The organism is Flavobacterium sp. Leaf359 (genome assembly GCF_001423985.1).
Classification (GTDB): Bacteria; Bacteroidota; Bacteroidia; order Flavobacteriales; family Flavobacteriaceae; genus Flavobacterium; species Flavobacterium lindanitolerans.
In genome coordinates, this window is record NZ_LMPW01000013.1 from 246,009 (window position 1) to 264,235 (window position 18,227).

Here is an 18,227-nt window from a genome sequence, read left to right on the forward strand (position 1 = left end):
TGCTAAATTTACGCTTCAATAAATTTTTTAGATGAGAAAAAAATCCTTTTTCATTTTGTTGGCTATTGGAAATATGCTAACAATTGAAGCACAAGAAAACAAGCAAAATATGAATCCGTTTTTTCAGCCGTATAGTACACCATACGAAGTACCTCCTTTTGATAAGATTAAAAATGAACATTTCAAACCGGCTATTTTAGAAGGAATAAAAAGGCACGAAGCCGAAATTAATGCTATTGCAAACAATACGGCTGCTCCCACTTTTGAAAATACCATATTGGCTATGGAAAATGCAGGAGAACTATTAGCGAATGTGAACATCGTATTCTCTAACCTGAACGGAGCCAATACAAACGAGGAAATGCAAAAAATAGCCAAAGAGGTTTCTCCAAATCTCGCGGCTCATAGCGATAATATTTACCTGAATGAAAAATTGTTTGCCAGAGTAAAGGCAATCTGGGATAAAAAAGAATCTTTAGGATTGAATCCCGAACAGGCAAAAATTCTTGAAAACCTGCATAAGGCATTTGTTAGAAGTGGTGCGAATTTAGCCACTGTCGATAAAGAAAAGCTTCGTAAGATAAACGCAGAACTTTCGATGACCTCTTTAAAATACGGACAAAATATATTGGCCGAAACCAACAAATATGAACTGGTAATCACAGATAAAAAAGATTTGGCCGGACTGCCTCAGGAATTGATAAATACGGCGGCAGACGATGCAAAGGCAAAAGGTAAGGAGGGAAAATGGGTATTTACGCTTTCAAATTCCAGTGTGATGCCATTCCTTCAATACAGTTCGAACAGAAAGCTGCGTCAGGAAATATGGAATGCCTACCAAACGCGCGGTAATCACGATGATGCTCTCGATAACAAAGAAAACGCAATCAAGTTGGCCAATCTTAGGGGAGAAAAGGCAAGATTGTTGGGTTACAAATCGCATGCGGCTTATGTACTGGAAGAATCGATGGCCAAAAACCCGGAGAATGTAGCCAAACTTTTGAATGATTTATGGACACCTGCTTTGGCAATTGCTAAGACAGAAGCGTCAGATATTCAAAAGATGATGGATAAGGATGGAGTTAAAGATAAAGTAAAGCCTTACGACTGGAGATATTATACTGAAAAAATCAGAAAGCAGCGTTTTGATTTGGATGAGCAGGAACTGAAACCTTATTTTAGTCTTGATAACACCAGGAATGGTATTTTTCAGGTGACCGAAAAATTATACGGTTTAAAATTCAAGCAACTGAACGATGTGCCAAAATACCATGATGAGGTTACGGTTTGGGAAGTTACAGAAGCAGACGGAACGCATGTGGGAATACTGTATATGGATTTCTTTCCAAGAGCTTCGAAAAGAGGCGGTGCCTGGATGACATCTTACAGAAGCCAGAAAACAGTTGACGGGCAAAGAAAAGCTCCGGTGATTTCTATTGTATGTAATTTTACAAAACCATCAGGCGATACGCCGGCGTTGTTGACATTTGATGAGGTAACTACTTTTTTCCACGAATTTGGGCATGCGTTACATGGGTTACTTTCGAATGTTACCTATAAAAGCCTTGCCGGTACAAGCGTGCCAAGAGATTTTGTTGAGTTGCCATCACAAATTATGGAAAACTGGGCTGCGGAGCCGGAAGTTTTAAAAATGTATGCGAAACATTATAAGACAGGAGAAGTTATTCCGGATGCGCTGATTCAGAAATTACAGAAGTCAGGAACTTTTGACCAGGGATTTGCCACAGTAGAATATCTTGCGGCTTCTTTCCTGGATATGGATTACCATACACAAACAGCCGCAATCCAGTTGGATGCCAATTCGTTTGAGAAAAATTCCATGAAGAAAATCGGACTAATCGATGCGATTATTCCAAGATACAGAAGTACGTATTTCAGCCATATTTTTTCAGGAGGCTATTCTTCGGGTTATTACAGCTATATCTGGTCGGGAGTTTTGGATACGGATGCTTTTGAAGCCTTTAAGACGACCAATCTTTTCAATCCGGAAAAGGCCAAATTATTCCGAAAAAATGTACTTGAAAAAGGAGGAACCGAAGATCCAATGGTTTTGTACAAGCGATTCCGTGGTGCCGAACCAAGTGTGGAGCCGCTGTTAAGAAAACGCGGACTCGATAAAAAAGAAGAACCTGCTAAAAAGATTAGAGGTTAATACAAAGAAAAAGCCCTTGAACAACAAGGGCTTTTTCTTTATCCGTGATAGACTCGTGAAGCGATAATCTTTCCGTTTTTTACTTCCAGGACTTCGGCTACCAGCATATCGTCTTCTCCATCGACTGTTCTTATGTATTCCATAAAAACACGGTCGTTGTTGGCGGTCAGCGAAGTAACCTTATAATGCAAAGAAGGCAGACGCTCAAAAGCATCTTTCCACCATTCGCGAAGAGCCTGTTTTCCGGTCACGTATCCGTTGGTTTCAGGCTTCCTGATTTTTAACTTCGGACTGAAATGTTTTGCTTCGTCGTCATACAGGTCTAAAAGTTTTTCAAGTTGGTGTGAGTTGAACGCATCAAACCATTTAAATGCGATAGATTGCAATATTTCAGGTGTCATAGTGTTTTTTAATAGAAGAGCAAAGCTACAAAAACAAAAAGTCCCAAACTTGATTTTGGGACTTTGATGCATTATATATTTTTCAAATTGATAATTTCCTGTTCTGTCAGGAATCTCCAATTTCCTCTCGGTAGGTTTTTCTTGGTAAGTCCGGCAAATACGACACGGTCAATTCTAAGAACATCATAACCCAGGTGTTCGAAAATATGGCGTACTACTTTTACATTGGCTGTGCGTAGTTTTAGTCCGATTTCGCTTTTTGGTTCGTCGTCAATATAGCTGATTTCCTCAACATTGACACGATGGTTTTCTATCATCATGCCTTTTCCGATTTTTTCCAAATCCTCAAACTTCAGGTTTTTATCTAAGGATACCTGATAGATTTTTGACGATTTTTGATTCGGAATTGTGAATTTTCGAATCATGTCTGTATCGTTTGTAAACAATAGCAGGCCTGTTGTGTTTTTATCCATGCGGCCTACAGGCGACAAGACAGATTTTGTGGCGCCTCTAACCAGTTCCGAAACATTTCTGTGTTCAAAACCTTCGTCTAAAGAGGTTGTGAAGTTTTTCGGCTTGTTTAGGAGGATGTATTCTTTCTTTTCCGGAGTTAGTAAGGCGCCGTCAAAGTTTACTACATCAGTAGCTTTGACAAGATATCCCATTTCGGTAACGGTAACTCCGTTTACCTTTACGTTTCCGGATTTTATGTAGATATCAGCATCGCGACGCGAACATACTCCGGAATTGGAGATGTATTTGTTCAAGCGCATTTCATCTGATGCTTTCTGTCTTTTTGGAGCCTGATTTGGTTTCTTATCCGTTTTTTCAGTAGCTGAATCAGCAGCTTTAAAAGAAGCAGGCTTATTTTTTTTAGGTCCCTGGGCTCTTTTTGGCAATGGCGGTTTTGATTTTCCAAAACTGCTTTTTCCTCCTGTTCGGTTTGAGGCATTGCGTCTGTTGCCTCCTTCATTCTTGTTCATTCGCGTCTAAATTTGTGCAAAGATAGCGAATTGGAGGCTTTAAAAGCCCATAGAAGTGAAAGTTAGCGAAAATTGATAGCCAAAAGTATTTTCTTTCCGTGCCAAAGTACGGCCGGTTCGATTAATACGATGCAAAAAACGCCTGCTACAATAATGAATTTTAATAGATTGTGGAGTTTTAAGAACTCATTACGGGTATTTGATTTCCAAAGTTTCAACAGAAAAAAAATCAGAGCCATGAGGCAGAGATAGAAATAAATAACCATATAGCCTACTTCGTAAACATCTACTAAAATATAGACGGGAATAATGGTTAGCAGGGTGAGTACGGTAATGGCTTTTTTTGATACGGATTCACCATACACTACGGGAATGGTTTTGTAATCGCTTACAAAATCGCCTTTCATGTTTTCGAGGTCCTTAACCATTTCCCGAATCAGGATTAGTAAGAACAGGAAACTTGCGTGGCTGAATATGATTCCTATTTTCTGCCAGTCATATTCCTGATATTGTCCTTTGAAGAAATACAAAAGAATTCCGAAGAACGGAAAGATAGCCAATAGTGAGGCGGTAAGATTTCCAATTATAGGATATTTTTTCAGCTTATGGGAATAGAACCAGATCAGGAAAATATAAGACGAATAGAAAATGCTGACTCTCCAGGAAACGAAATAGGCAAGGAATACCGCAAGGAAGTTTAATCCGAAATAGACGTATAGCTTGGTTTTCTGGCTTACCAATCTATCCAGCATTGATTTGTTAGGCCTGTTGATTAAATCTTTCTGTGCATCATAAAAGTTATTGATGATATAGCCTGAAGCAATACAGAAACTGGAAACCAGAACAAGGATAAAGAGGTTAAAATCCAGAATAATATCTAAGGCTCTTGTGTTTTCCGGAGCCAATATAAATATAGCTGAAAGATACTGGGCAAGAACAATGACAGGAATATTATAGCCGCGTACTACAGAAAACAAACTGATAATTTTCATTACTAGAAGTTTGTTTTTTCTGCTTAACATTTCAGGTGCGCTATTTAAGTTTAAGGTAAAAAATACTATGCCATATCCTGACGGCTTGTTTGTTTTTGCTGCTTGATTGGGAGTTTTGGTTAAAACTGATAGACTACTTCTAATTTATAATCTTTCAGTGCTTCTTTTGCTTTTTCATAATCGTGCGTAAATCCAAGGATATAGCCTCCTCCACCTGAGCCGCATAATTTCAGGTAGTAGTCATTCGAATCCAATCCTTTTTGCCAGATTCCGTGGAATTGCTCCGGAATCATTGGCTTGAAATTGTTCAGGACAACTTTGGAAAGCTTTTTTGTATTGGAAAGCAATGATTTGATATCACCATGAAGGAAATCATCAATGCTGGCATCAGTGTATTTTACGAACTGGTTTTTCACCATAGCCCTAAAGCCTTTGTCTTTCAGGCTTTCCATGAAAATGCTTACCATTGGAGCAGTTTCTTTTACCATTCCGGAATCCAATAAAAATACGGCTCCTTTTCCTTCCAGACTTTGGGTAGGAATTCCGGTAGCTTCAATATTGTCGTGTGAATTGATTAATATAGGAATGCTCAAATAGCTGTTTAACGGGTCCAGTCCGGAGCTCGTACCATGGAAAAAGGATTCCATTTTTGAGAAAATCTGCTTCAGTTTCAGCAGCTTTTCACGTGTCAGGTTTTCCAGAACCGTGATTTTATTTTCGGCATACTGGTCGTAAATAGCAGCAACTAAAGCACCGCTGCTTCCAATTCCATAACCTTGCGGAATACTGGAATCAAAATACATTCCGGCTTCAACATTGCGCTTTAGCAGTTCAATATTAAATGTCACCAATTCCGGATTTTCCTGCTGCATGGTCTCAAGATAAGCCACGAAGCGTTTCAGGCTGGCATTGGATTTTTGGGCTTCATCCGAAAGATTGTTATCTACTTTCAGTCCGCCATTGAAAAAATTATAGGGAATGGACAAACCCCGGGAACCTTTGTTAATAGCGTGTTCACCGAAGAGTAATATTTTGGAGTAAAATAATGGTCCTTTCATGTCTGCTCTTGAATTTTGTTAAAATTACAATTTTTTTGCGCCAAATCCAATTTCATCGCAAATATATTGCGAGTTTTGGCAAAAGCCAACTAATTCATTCTTAATTAATTCTAAAACTTCTTCTCTAACGTTTTCGGGATACAGAATATGGACATTGGCTCCTGCATCTAACGTAAAACAAACCGGAATATTGGTTTCATTTCTAAATTTCCAGATACGGTTTATGATTTCCAGTGTATTAGGTTTCATCAGTATATAATACGGCATAGAAGTCAGCATCATCGCATGCAAGGTTAAGGCCTCACTTTCTACTATCCGGATGAATTCCTGCAAATCGCCGGATTCCAATAGTGTTTTTATTTTAGACAGGTTTATATGTGCCTGCTCAAATCGTTTTTCGGCATACGGATGATTGTGCATCAGGTCATGCCCAACCGTGCTTGACACCTGTTTTTCACCTTTGTCAACTAATAATATAGTATCCTGATAGTTTTTAAAAATAGGATGGATATTGCGAGAGAACTCTACCCCAAATAAATCTGAACTTCCTTCGGTTTCTTCATGATTTCCCCAAATAACAATACTTCCTTTTACACTTCGGCAAGCGCTACCTGAACCTAATCTTGCCAGGAAAGAAGCTTTTTGATTGAAGTAATCTTCTGTCATTTCAGGATTCAATTCCTTTTCAATACTCATCAGGTTTACAGCAAGAGCTGCCATTCCCGATGCAGAAGAAGCAATTCCGGAACTATGGGGAAACGTATTTTCTGTATTGATAGTGAAATGATATTTTTTAAGAAACGGCAGGTAGGATTCAATTCTTTCGAAGAACTTCCGGATTTTAGGTTTGAAATCTTCTTTTGGTTTTCCTTCAAACAGTAAATCAAATGAAAAGTCTCCATCCGGCTCTCTTTTTTCAAAAGCCAGTGAGGTAATGGTTTTGCAATTGTTGAGCGTAAAACTTATGGATGGATTGGCAGGAATCTGGTTGTCCTTTTTCCCCCAATATTTTACCAGAGCGATATTGCTTGGTGCGCTCCATTTGAAATTTCCTTTTTCTATTGAACGGGTATATTCTGACGGAATAAAATCCTTTTTCAAAATCATAATTTATGAATTTGTGCAAAGATACTTTTTTTGCCCAAATCGCAGTCTGCATTAGGGCTAATCTGTGAAAATAACTAAATTTGTTAAAAAAGCAAAAATGAACAGATACACGCGAATTTTAGTTTTGACAGCAACCTGTCTCGCAGTAGGTTATTTTTCAAGTCTGGTAACAAGACCGGCAGTAGAAAGCTGGTATCCTTTGATCGAAAAACCAGTTTTTAATCCGCCCAATTGGATTTTTGCTCCTGTCTGGACTATTCTTTACGTTATGATGGGAATTGCAGGCGGACTGGTTTGGCATGAAATTGATACTCCCCGGAAAGAAGAAGTCAAAAAGGGAATGCTGTTTTTTGCTATTCAATTAGCATTAAATGCCTTGTGGTCGTATTTGTTCTTTGGACTCAAAAATCCATTGCTTGCGTTGTTTGAAATTGTGCTGCTTTGGCTGATGATTTATGAAACCTATGCCAAATTCGCCAAAATCAACCGGTTTGCAGGCTATCTGTTTATCCCGTATTTGTCTTGGGTAGGTTTTGCCATGGTGTTGAATGCCAGTATCTGGTGGCTGAACCAATAAAGGTTGTTTTACACTGCTATTGGCTAATAGAGTTTGCCACAATAAATCCGCTGGTCCAGGCATTTTGAAAATTAAATCCGCCGGTGATTGCATCAATATTGGTAATTTCTCCCGCAAAGAATAAATTGGGATGGATTTTGCTTTCCATTGTTTTGAAATTGATTTCTTTAAGGTCAATTCCTCCGGCTGTAACAAATTCTTCTTTAAAAGTACTTTTTCCATTGACCTGGAATTGTGCTTTTGTCAATTGATTGGCCAGATTCTGTAATTGGTTTTTGGATAAATCAGCCCATTTTGTTTCTTCCGAAATTCCTGAAGCCATAACCAGACTTTCCCATAAACGGTTTGGAAAATCAAAAGGTGATTTTTTTGAGACAGCTTTTTTGGAATGTTCCAGTTTCAATTCTTTTAAAATAGATTCGGCTTCTTCAGTATCGACATCGTTAAGCCAATTGACAAAAATGGTGAACTGATAGTTTTTCTCAAATAAGATTCGTGCTCCCCAGGCTGATAGTTTTAAGATAGCAGGGCCGCTCATTCCCCAATGTGTTACGAGTAAGGGGCCTGTAGAAGTCAGTTTAGTATCTTTAACTTTTACAGAAACCTGTGCTGAAACGCCAGGCAGTTCTTTGATGCGTGGGTCTTTTATATTAAATGTAAACAGGGATGGTACCGGACTTACAATAGTATGTCCAAATTCCTGAAGCATGTCCCACATTTTTGGATTGCTTCCGGTGGCCAATACTAATTTTTCGCAGAAATACTGTTGGTTTTGGGTTTCGATTTTCCAGAAACTCCCTTCATCTGCATTTGATTTGTAGATAGATTGTACGCTTTGCCCTGTCAAGACCTGAATTCCTAATTTTTTTGTGGCAGCCGTAAAGCAGTCGATAATGGTTTGCGAGGAATTGGAAACAGGAAACATGCGTCCGTCGTCTTCAATTTTTAATTCAACACCGTGCTTTTCAAACCACTCAATGGTATCACCCGAGCAAAATTGGTGAAACGGACCACGAAGTTCTTTTTCACCACGCGGATAAAACTTTACCAATTCATTCGGAACAAAACAAGCGTGTGTTACATTGCATCGTCCGCCACCGGAAATACGGACTTTTGTCAGGACTTCCTTGCCGCGTTCCAATATAGCGATTTTCAATTTCGGATTTTTCTCCGCACAGTTTATGGCTGTAAAAAAACCTCCGGCTCCTCCGCCAACGATGATTATGTCGAAATTAGTGTTCATATTTTTTCCGGGAAATCGGTAATGATTCCATCAACATTATACGTTTTTACTCTCTCAATATCCTCAATTTCATTAACTGTCCAGGTGTAGACTTTGAAACCCTGTTTTTGTGCCTGTTGTACGTTTTCTTCTGTCAGGAGGCTGAAATGGGGATGTATTGCTTTGGCAGAAAAAGCAGTGGCCCATTCCAAGGCTTGTGCTACGCTAGCCTGTGACAATACACCCAAATGTATTTTCGGATTGATGATGTGCATCATTTCGAGTTCTTCCCTTTGAAAGCTGGAAACAATAAAGTTTTCGTAGCTGTAGTCATTTTCAAGAATATACTTTTCAACAAGATGCGAAACGGGTTTTGCCGTATGACGGCCTTTTAGTTCAATATTGATAAGGCAGTTTTTACCGGCTAATTCAATCACTTCTTCTAAAGTGGGGACTTCAATATGTCCGTTAATACGCAATGCTTTTATTTCGGAAAGTGTCAACTCAGAAATGGCACCGGAACCATTAGTGGTACGGTCTGCCGTAAAATCATGGATAACGACAAGTTCGCCAGTCTTGCAGATATGGACATCCAATTCGATTCCGTCAGCATGCAGGTCGAAAGCTTTTTGGAATGAAGGAAGCGTGTTTTCAGGTTCATGGCCTTTGGCACCACGATGTCCGATGTTGAGTGTTTTTTTCAAGACTGACTTTTAATTGGTAAAAGTAAAGTTTTTGGATTTGCCTGACAAAAGTTTAAGCCATTATAGGAAATTTTAAGTTATCTATATCCCATGCTTTGTGACTCTGTGCCTTTGCGTGAAATAATTGCTCGCAAAGGCGCAGAGCCGCAAAGTTTATAAAGGAAATTGTGCTGATTGAGAATGTATTTCCTGTGTCTTAAAAAAAGAAATGCCCTGCGTGATACAGGGCATTTTATTATTTTTTCAGCAGTTCGTTGGTTCTGCGTATGGCTTCGGCATCTTTATAATCCAGCCAGGCTTGCCCTTTGCGTTTTCGCATCCAGTTGTCATAATGACGTATAACGGCAACGTTCGCCAAACCTTTGAGCAGGTTAGTTGGTCTTCCTGCCAATGAACGCAAACTTAACGAAAAGCCAGGCGTTAGGTATTTCATATAATGCCACCAGCCTTCAGGCATATAAAGCATTTCGCCATGTTGCAGATTGGTGATGTATGGCTTTACCATTTTAAGTGCCGGGAATTTTTCAAAATCGGGGTTGTCAAAATCAATGTCTTCATTGCAAATCCAGGAATAAGGAAGTCTGTACATGTATTTCGTTTCTTTTGGGTCAACGAGAACGCATTGTTTTTTTCCTTCAAAATGGATATGGAAAATATTAGGGAAATCGATATCATAATGCATAAAGACTTTGGCGTCTTCGCCTCCAAAGAAAACCAAGGGAAGGCTTTTTATCAATCGAAGTCCTAACTGGGGCCATCTCATATCCGCTTTCAAAGAAGGCACATCTTTCATCAGATTGTATAGAAAAATACGCAAATCGGTTGGGCCTTTTTCCAGAATATCGATATATTCTGACATGGTCATTTTGAAATCCGGCTCGTTTACTTTTTTAGTATAATCCGTTTTCCTGCTGTCATAAAGAGGAACTGTCTTATCGCCGGCTACTTCTCTGAGAAATTTGAAATTCCATTTGGAAAAAGCGGGCCAGTCTTCAATCTGATTTGTAATTACTACAGGTTTTTGAGGCTTATAATAGTTTTCGATAAACTCTTTCTTTGTAAGTCTTTCAACCCTTTCTATTTCTATATATTCAAAGGCCATGTTTAAAAATGCTAAGTTGTTCTACGGAAGTACTAAATTAGCATTTTTAAACATTCTAAATAATAATTATTACTTTTTTATTTAACCAAAATATAATATTGCCAAGGCTTGAAACTGAATTTCTGGTCTTTTGCCAATGTTATTTTCTCGCCGGTCATATAATTGGTAAATGTGCCTTCAACCGGAGCCGTGAATTGCTGGTCTTTTTTAGATAGGTTTCCAATAAAGAAAACTTTCTGATTTTCTTTTTCTCTTTCAAAAGCAAGAACATTCGTATCGTTTGAAGTTGCCAAACGTTTGAAAGAAGCCGCATTTTTACCGCCATTCAAGGCAATATTGTTGTTTTTTAATTCACCCAATTTTTCATAGATAGGGAACATTTTTGCCTTTGTTTTAGGGATTGAGTCTTTTTCGAAGAATTTCAATCGGTGTTTCAGGTCATATTCCTGACCTGTATAGATAAGCGGCATTCCCGGCATCAGGTAGGTTAGTGCCGTAAAAGCTTCTACGCCGTCACCCATTCTTTCATATTCGGTTCCGTTCCATGAATTTTCGTCATGATTGGAAGTGAAGTTCATGAAAATATCATTCTTCTCATATTCTTTAGCAATTTTATCAAATACGTTATCCAGGTCTTTGACTGTTTTTGTGCCTTTGTTAATGTCGTTCATTACGTGGTGCGCTTCCCAGCCATATCCCATATCAAAAAGTCCATCTTTTAAAAGATAATTTTTGTTGGATTCCATCAGCATGAATACAGGTTTCACTTTTCGCAGTTCAGGAATTGCCTTTTGCCAGAATTCGGTAGGAACATTGTCTGCAACATCACAACGGAAACCGTCGATGTTTTCTTCTTTTACCCAATATAACATTTCGTTTTCCATGGCTTTGTGAAGTTCCTTGTTGGCATAATTCAAATGAGCAACATCTGTCCAACCCCATGATTTCCCTGTTTCCGGATTAAGCGGGTCGGTTACTTCACCTTTTGCATTTTTATGGTAGTATTCCGGATGTTCAGTAATCCATTTATGGTCCCATCCGGTGTGGTTTGCTACCCAGTCAAGAATGACATACATACCATTTTCATGGGCTGTTTTTACCAGATTCCTGAAATCTTCTTTGGTTCCGTAATCCGGATTGATAGCCGTATAGTCTGATATGGCATAAGCACTTCCTAAGTATTTGGCCTTTTCTTTCGGGTCTTTAATGTCTTCTACAGAAAGTTCTCCGGTAGCTTTCCTGTTTTTCATCGAAATAGGATAGATAGGCATCAGCCAGATGATTTTTACACCCAATTTTTTCAATTCCGGAATGTCTTTCGTAAAAGCATTAAAAGTTCCTTCTGGTGAATATTGACGAATGTTGGCTTCATAAATAACCGCATTTTCTGCTGTTGCATCCGTTATTGGGGCAATAGTTTCTGTTTTTGCAGCGGTTGTCCCTTCTGTTTTTTGGTCTTCTTTGCAGCTGATAAAAGCCGCTAATGCTACAGCTAATAAGATTGTTTTTTTCATAAATATTTATTTTAGAGCTGCTGAGGTGCTAAGTTACTAATAGAAAAACTTTGCGTCTCTGCGCCTTTGCGAGATTAATTTATTTTAACTCCAATATCAGGACTGATTTTTCTTCTATACTTATATCTTCTTTTACATTAATAGATTTTCCTGTCAGCACATCTTTTCCTGACGTAAAGTCTTTGATGTTTTCCTGAAAACGTGCGGTCTTAAATGTTTTTGGCTGAGCAGCATTGTTGATGATTACCATCACGGTTTCATTGTCATTATATCTGAAATAAACATACACATTATCCTCCGGGATGTAATGTGTCATTTTACCGGAATGAATAACGGATTTCCCTTTTCTCCATTGGAATAATTTTGAAGAGAAGTCAAAAAACTTAGCTTGCTCTTCCGTTCTTCCGGCTTTGGTGAAAGCGTTGTTTTTATCACCTGTCCATCCACCCGGAAAATCCTGACGGATATCGGCATCTCCTTTTCCTTTGTCTCCCGCCATTCCTATTTCGGAACCATAATAGATTTGCGGAATTCCGCGCACGGTAGCGATTAACGCCATAGCCATCTGGTATTTCCTGAAATCGTTTTTGTAGATGTGGTTAAATCTTCCGGTATCGTGGTTTTCTACAAAAGTCAGAAGGTTGTTTACGTTAGGATATAAAAAATCATTGGCGAAATTATCGTATACCTTAATCATCCCATCATTCCATGTGGCTTTGTCTTCGTTGAATACATTCCCGAAAGCATCATGCAATGTAAAATCCATAACACTTGGTAGATAAGAATTATAACTCTGTATGGCACTGATTGGACTGTCTTTTTGCCAATATGACATCTGAGCCTGGTCATGCATCCAGACTTCACCTACAATATTAAAATACGGATATTCGTCGGTGATGGCTTTCGTCCATTTTGCGATCCCGATTTTGTCATTATAAGAATAGGTGTCGACTCTAAATCCATCCAAATCAGCATATTCAATCCACCAGATAGCATTTTGTATCAGGTAATTCAAGACTAACGGATTGGATTGATTCAAATCGGGCATGGAAGGAACAAACCAGCCGTCCATACAATTTTTGGCATCAATAGCAGAAGCATTGGTGTCAAATTGTGTTGTCATTCTATAATTAGATTGTGAAAATCCTGGGAATTGGTGAATCCAATCATAGGTGGGCAGGTCTTTATACATCCAGTGTTCTGCACCCCAATGATTGGTCACATAATCCTTGATGAGTTTCATGTTACGTTTTTTCAATTCTGCCGAAAGGCGAACATATTCTTCATTGGTTCCATAACGCGGGTCAATTTTATACACATCAGACTGTCCGTAGGTATGGTACGAATGAACTTTGTCATTATCTTCACATAGCGGAGTACTCCAAATTGCTGTTACGCCTAATTCTTCCAAATAATCGAGGTGTTTTATGATTCCTTCGATATCTCCGCCATGACGACCTCCCGGAAGGCTGCGGTCTGCTTTTTCATTCAACGATTTATCGGTATCGTTGTTTGGATTACCATTGGCGAAACGGTCCGGCATGATAAGATAGATTAGGTCTGACGAATCGAAACTTTTTCGCTGAGCCGAATTTTTACGTCTAGCTTTCAGCGTATATTTTTTTGTAAAGGCTACCTTGTTTTTGTTCTTGAATGAAAAGACAAAATCAGAAGCAGGAATATTTTTTGTGTCGATTGTAATGAAAATGTAGTTAGGATTTTCAGTTTTTACCACGTTTTTGATAACCACATTGTTAGAAACGGAGGCTTCGTACTGTGCTATGTTTTTTCCGTAAAACATAATCTGAAGTTCAGGGTTATGCATTCCGGCGTACCAGAAAGGAGGCTCTATCTTATCAATTTGGGCGAAAGCCGAAACCGATAAAAGGAGCACTAACAGGTTTAGTTTTTTTGTAAAATTCATTGTTTAGTTTTTAAGAACCCTTTCAGAGCATTTACCTCTGAAAGGGTTGGGTGGTGGTATTTATACGGTTACCAAAGTATTGGGTTCTACAAGTACTGCTTTCCCGTTGACATAAACGGTGAGTTCCTGAGTTCCTTCTAAGGTAAATTTAGTTTCGCTGGCATTTACGAAAACTTGCAATATCTGATTTCTGAAATTGATTTTGAAGGAATAGCCTTGCCATTGCTCCGGGATTTTTGGTTCAAAATGCAAGGTGTCATTTTTGACACGCAAACCTCCAAAACCTTCAACAATGCTCATCCAGGTTCCGGCCATACTTGTAATATGGCAGCCTTCCTCCACTTCTTTGTTATAATCGTCAAGGTCCAGACGCGAAGTTCTTAAGTAGAACGTATAGGCCTGTTCCATGCGTCCTAAAGTGGCTGCCTGAATGGAGTGCACACAAGGAGAAAGCGAAGATTCATGTACTGTAAAAGGCTCGTAAAAATCGAAATGCCTTTCCAGCTGCTCTTTTGAGAAATGGTCTTCAAAGAAATAAAATCCTTGCAAAACGTCGGCCTGTTTGATGTATGGAGAACGCAGGATTCTGTCCCATGACCATTTTTGGTTGATAGGTCTTTGGCTTTTATCCAAATCATGAACTTTAACCAGTTCCTTGTCCAGGAATCCGTCCTGTTGCAGATAAACGTCGTGTTCTTCAGAATATGGAAGGTACATTTTATCGGCAACTTTTTTCCAATTGATTATTTCTCCGGCTTCCAGCTTTGTTTTCGAAACAATTCGGGAATAATCAGCGGCATATTCTTTCTGTACTTTTTCAATTTGCTCTACAGCATAATCAATACACCATTTTGCCAGATAGTTGGTATAGAAATTATTGTTTACGTTGTTTTCATATTCGTTCGGGCCGGTAACTCCCAAAATTACGAACTGGTCTTTGACGGTTGAAAGCGTTGCTCTCTGGTGCCAAAAACGGGCAATAGCAATTAATACTTCCAGTCCTTTTTCAGGAATATAGCTGTAATCTCCGGTGAATCTGTAATAGTTGTAGATGGCAAAGGCAATAGCTCCGTTTCTGTGGATTTCCTCAAAGGTAATTTCCCATTCGTTATGGCATTCTTCTCCGTTCATGGTGACCATCGGGAAAAGGGCAGCACCGTTTGTAAAGCCTAATTTTTCAGCATTTTCGATTGCCTTATCCAGTTGGTTGTATCGGTAGGTCAGCAAATTTCGGGCTACCTGCTGGTCTTTAGTCGCCATATAAAACGGAATGCAATAGGCTTCAGTATCCCAATAGGTTGAACCGCCGTATTTTTCTCCTGTAAAACCTTTTGGACCGATGTTCAATCGGGAATCTTTTCCGGAATAGGTTTGGTTCAGTTGGAAAATATTAAAACGAATACCTTGTTGTGCCTTTACGTCGCCATCGATAGTGATGTCTGACATTTCCCAGATTTTTGCCCAGGCTTCAATCTGTTCCTGCAATAAGGTTTCATAACCTTTTACGTTTGCCTTGGCAATAACGTTTTGGGCAGCCGTAATTAACTGAGAGTTCTCATGGTTCAGAGAAACCGTATAGCCACCAAATTTTTGGATGGATAATTTTTCTCCTTTTGCAGCTTCTGTTTCATAGACGAAAAGAATCTTTTCTGCAGAAGCTTCAACATTCACAGGAGTAGTGTTGAGGTTCTGTCCATTTAAAAAGATGCTGTTTGACATGTAGGTGGCTACATTAAAATGGGTTTTGAATGTTCTGGCAACAACAAAGGCTTCGTTGCCGGAATGTTTTGTTTCCAAAGGTTCCCAGAATTTTTCTTCCCAGTTGGCATCCTCATTTTTTACTCCTGCATCAATGTACGGTTTGTAAACGATTTTTGCGTCTTTATTTAATGGTGTAATTTCATAATTAATAACACCTAATTCATCAGAATTGAGCGAAAGGAAACGACGGACATCTACTTTTATTTGGGTTCCGTTTTTTAATGTGGCTTCAAAAGAACGGTGGTACCATCCTTCTTTCATATTTAATTCGCGCTGGAAATTCGTGACTTCTGTGCAGGTATTTAAATCGAGGTTTTCGCCATTAATTTCAATGTCTATTCCTATCCAGTTGGGTGCGTTGAGCACTTTGGCAAAATATTCCGGGTAGCCATTTTTCCACCAACCCACTTTTGTTTTGTCCGGATAGTAGATTCCGGCAATATAGCTTCCCTGAAAAGTTTCTCCGGAATAGCTTTCTTCGAAATTGGCACGCTGTCCCATGGCACCGTTTCCAATACTAAATAAACTTTCGGAAGATTTTATTCTTTCTGCATCAAATCCTTCTTCTATGATTGACCAATTATTTGGTACTATATAATCTTGATTCATTTTATTTATTCACTAAAGTTTCTATGAAATTTGTTTCTATATGGGTAAAGTCAGGGAAAATATAATCGGCTTCGTGCAGAATTTTTGCTTCTCCGATTCCTACGCTTGTCATATTTGCAATGTTAGCAGCCTGTATGCCGGCTACAGAATCTTCAAAAATGATAGCATTTTCAGGAGCGGTGTTTAATAATTCTGCTGCCCTAAGGAAAACTTCCGGGTCGGGTTTGGCATTGGAAACATCATTGCCATCGACTATAGCATCAAAATAGTGGATAATGCCTGTTTTTTCCAGGATTGGTCTGGCATTTTTGCTGGCAGAGCCCAAAGCAATCAGTTGTTTTCTTTCTTTCAGATAACGCAGAACTGGCAGTACTCCCGGCAACAATTCGCTATTATCCATATCTACCAGATAAGACAGGTAATCCTCATTTTTTTGCGTAAGCCATTTGTCTTTGTCTTCCTGACTCGCTTCTATTTTTCCTAATTGAAGTATAAGTTCTAACGAACGTACACGACTTACCCCTTTTAGTTCTTCATTGTGTTCCGGAGTAAATTCAATACCCAGCTGGTTGGCTATTTTTTGCCAGGCCAGATAATGATATTTGGCGGTATCGACGATTACTCCGTCTAAATCGAATATAAATGCTTTTGTTTTCAATGGTTTATTGTTTTACGGTGTCGTCAGTATCTTTTACCCGCAACACAAAAAAGGAAGCGATGATGAAAGCGACTCCGCTGGTTACAATGGCATAGATTGGGTTACCGCCATAAATGTATTTAACGATAGGTCCGCCAATGATGGCGTTGATGATTTGGGGAACTACAATGAAGAAATTAAAAATTCCCATGTAGACACCCATCTTTTTGGCCGGAATAGAGCCTGAAAGGATGGCATAAGGCATAGCAAGAATGCTTGCCCATGCAATACCAACTCCAATCATTGAGACGATTAGCCAGTTTGGGCTTGGTGCAAAATAAACTGAAATCAGCCCGATTCCTCCCACGATTAATGAAAAAGCATGTGTAGATTTTCGTCCTATTTTTTTAGCGATTGCCGGTAAAAAGAAGGCAAACACAGCCGAAACGGCATTGTAAACTCCAAAGATGATTCCCACCCAGTCGCCAGCTTCCTGATAGGTCTTGCTGTTCGTGTCTTCTAATGGAAGTCCATAGATGTGGTGTGCTATAGCCGGAGTCGTAAAAACCCACATTCCAAATAACGCAAACCAGGAAAAGAATTGTACCCATCCGAGTTGTCTCATGGTTTGAGGCATGTTTCCAAAGTCACTGAAAATATTCAACAGGCTTCCTTTTTCTTCTTCCTCATGGACGATTCCTTCTGCCTTATCAAAAGCTTCCAGTTCTTCCGGCGAATACTCTTTGGTAGTAGAAATGGTCCATAATACGGCTCCAACCAAAACGGCGGCACCAATAATAAAGGATAGGATTAAATGATAAGGAACTTCACCCGGTTGAGCTTCACTGGAAACTCCAAACCATTTGTTTAAGGCATACGGAAGCCACGAACCTATTACGGCACCAAACCCTATCAGGGCGGTTTGCACGCTAAAACCCAATGTTCTCTGGTCGGCAGGAAGCAGGTCGGCTACTAAGGCACGGAAAGGCTCCATTGCAATGTTGAATGAAGCATCCATAATCATGAGCATTCCTGCACCTACCCAAAGAGCAGGCATAAAAGCAGTGAGCATTGCAGATTGTGGCATGAGTATTAATCCCAGTGCTGCCAAAACCGAACCGATTAAAAAATAAGGTTTTCTTCTGCCAAAACGTGTCCAGGTTCTGTCGCTGTAGTGGCCTATAATTGGCTGGACAATCAATCCCATTAGTGGGGCAACAATCCAAAACCATGACAGGCTGTGTACGTCGGCGCCGAAGATTTGTAGAATTCTACTGGCATTTGCATTTTGCAAGGCAAATCCCATTTGTATTCCCAGATAGCCAAAACTCATGTTCCAGATATCCAGAAAACTTAATTTACGCTTTTTCATTATCGTAATTTGTTGATTGATATACGATAAGCGTTAATGGCTTATCAAGACTTAATCTTTCGTTCGAAGTAAAAATATAAGCATTGATAAT

The 18,227-nt window shown here is 39.2% G+C and carries 15 protein-coding genes; 2 read left to right on the top strand and 13 right to left on the bottom strand.

Annotated elements, in window-relative coordinates; all coding sequences use genetic code 11:
* The first annotated feature begins 31 nt into the window (after positions 1-31).
* Positions 32-2,173 carry a M3 family metallopeptidase gene (locus ASG38_RS13640; protein WP_056072084.1) on the top strand — a complete coding sequence of 714 codons (2,142 nt, stop codon included), beginning with the start codon at positions 32-34 and terminating at the stop codon, positions 2,171-2,173.
* A gap of 38 nt (positions 2,174-2,211) precedes the next feature.
* Here ASG38_RS13640 and ASG38_RS13645 read toward each other — a convergent pair whose 3' ends face one another.
* The 5 genes from ASG38_RS13645 to ASG38_RS13665 form a co-directional block, all read right to left on the bottom strand.
* Positions 2,212-2,574 carry a nuclear transport factor 2 family protein gene (locus ASG38_RS13645; protein WP_056072088.1) on the bottom strand — a complete coding sequence of 121 codons (363 nt, stop codon included), beginning with the start codon at positions 2,572-2,574 and terminating at the stop codon, positions 2,212-2,214.
* A 71-nt stretch (positions 2,575-2,645) separates the two neighbouring features.
* Positions 2,646-3,557: a pseudouridine synthase gene (locus ASG38_RS13650; RefSeq protein WP_056072092.1), complete on the bottom strand. Its 912-nt coding sequence runs from the start codon at positions 3,555-3,557 to the stop codon at positions 2,646-2,648.
* Positions 3,558-3,619: 62 nt separating this feature from the next.
* Positions 3,620-4,579 carry a geranylgeranylglycerol-phosphate geranylgeranyltransferase gene (locus ASG38_RS13655; RefSeq protein ID WP_056072095.1) on the bottom strand — a complete coding sequence of 320 codons (960 nt, stop codon included), beginning with the start codon at positions 4,577-4,579 and terminating at the stop codon, positions 3,620-3,622.
* An 89-nt stretch (positions 4,580-4,668) separates the two neighbouring features.
* Positions 4,669-5,607, bottom strand: a complete 939-nt coding sequence (locus tag ASG38_RS13660) for a mevalonate kinase (protein WP_056072098.1) — start codon at positions 5,605-5,607, stop codon at positions 4,669-4,671.
* Positions 5,608-5,631: 24 nt separating this feature from the next.
* Positions 5,632-6,714 carry a diphosphomevalonate/mevalonate 3,5-bisphosphate decarboxylase family protein gene (locus ASG38_RS13665; protein WP_056072100.1) on the bottom strand — a complete coding sequence of 361 codons (1,083 nt, stop codon included), beginning with the start codon at positions 6,712-6,714 and terminating at the stop codon, positions 5,632-5,634.
* Positions 6,715-6,811: 97 nt separating this feature from the next.
* Between ASG38_RS13665 and ASG38_RS13670 the strand changes: the two genes are divergently transcribed.
* Positions 6,812-7,291: a TspO/MBR family protein gene (locus tag ASG38_RS13670; RefSeq protein ID WP_056072534.1), complete on the top strand. Its 480-nt coding sequence runs from the start codon at positions 6,812-6,814 to the stop codon at positions 7,289-7,291.
* A 16-nt stretch (positions 7,292-7,307) separates the two neighbouring features.
* Here the strand turns inward: ASG38_RS13670 and ASG38_RS13675 are convergent, their stop codons facing one another.
* From ASG38_RS13675 to ASG38_RS13710, 8 genes are all read right to left on the bottom strand, one after another.
* Entirely contained in the window at positions 7,308-8,534 is a 1,227-nt protein-coding gene (locus ASG38_RS13675) for an NAD(P)/FAD-dependent oxidoreductase (RefSeq protein WP_056072103.1), read from the bottom strand.
* Entirely contained in the window at positions 8,531-9,217 is a 687-nt protein-coding gene (locus tag ASG38_RS13680) for a glycerophosphodiester phosphodiesterase family protein (RefSeq protein ID WP_056072106.1), read from the bottom strand. Before ASG38_RS13680 ends, ASG38_RS13675 begins: the two co-directional genes overlap by 4 nt.
* Before the next feature lie 235 nt (positions 9,218-9,452).
* Positions 9,453-10,319 carry a cupin-like domain-containing protein gene (locus tag ASG38_RS13685; protein ID WP_056072108.1) on the bottom strand — a complete coding sequence of 289 codons (867 nt, stop codon included), beginning with the start codon at positions 10,317-10,319 and terminating at the stop codon, positions 9,453-9,455.
* Between the two features lie 77 nt (positions 10,320-10,396).
* Positions 10,397-11,833, bottom strand: a complete 1,437-nt coding sequence (locus ASG38_RS13690; protein WP_056072115.1) for an alpha-amylase family glycosyl hydrolase — start codon at positions 11,831-11,833, stop codon at positions 10,397-10,399.
* A 79-nt stretch (positions 11,834-11,912) separates the two neighbouring features.
* Positions 11,913-13,757 carry a glycoside hydrolase family 13 protein gene (locus tag ASG38_RS13695; RefSeq protein WP_056072119.1) on the bottom strand — a complete coding sequence of 615 codons (1,845 nt, stop codon included), beginning with the start codon at positions 13,755-13,757 and terminating at the stop codon, positions 11,913-11,915.
* 60 nt (positions 13,758-13,817) lie between these two features.
* Positions 13,818-16,127: a glycoside hydrolase family 65 protein gene (locus tag ASG38_RS13700; RefSeq protein ID WP_056072122.1), complete on the bottom strand. Its 2,310-nt coding sequence runs from the start codon at positions 16,125-16,127 to the stop codon at positions 13,818-13,820.
* Between the two features lies 1 nt (position 16,128).
* The gene (gene pgmB / locus ASG38_RS13705) at positions 16,129-16,785 is read right to left on the bottom strand and encodes a beta-phosphoglucomutase (RefSeq protein WP_056072125.1); all 657 of its coding nucleotides are present in this window, start codon (positions 16,783-16,785) and stop codon (positions 16,129-16,131) included.
* A gap of 4 nt (positions 16,786-16,789) precedes the next feature.
* Positions 16,790-18,136: an MFS transporter gene (locus ASG38_RS13710; RefSeq protein ID WP_056072127.1), complete on the bottom strand. Its 1,347-nt coding sequence runs from the start codon at positions 18,134-18,136 to the stop codon at positions 16,790-16,792.
* Positions 18,137-18,227: the final 91 nt, after the last annotated feature.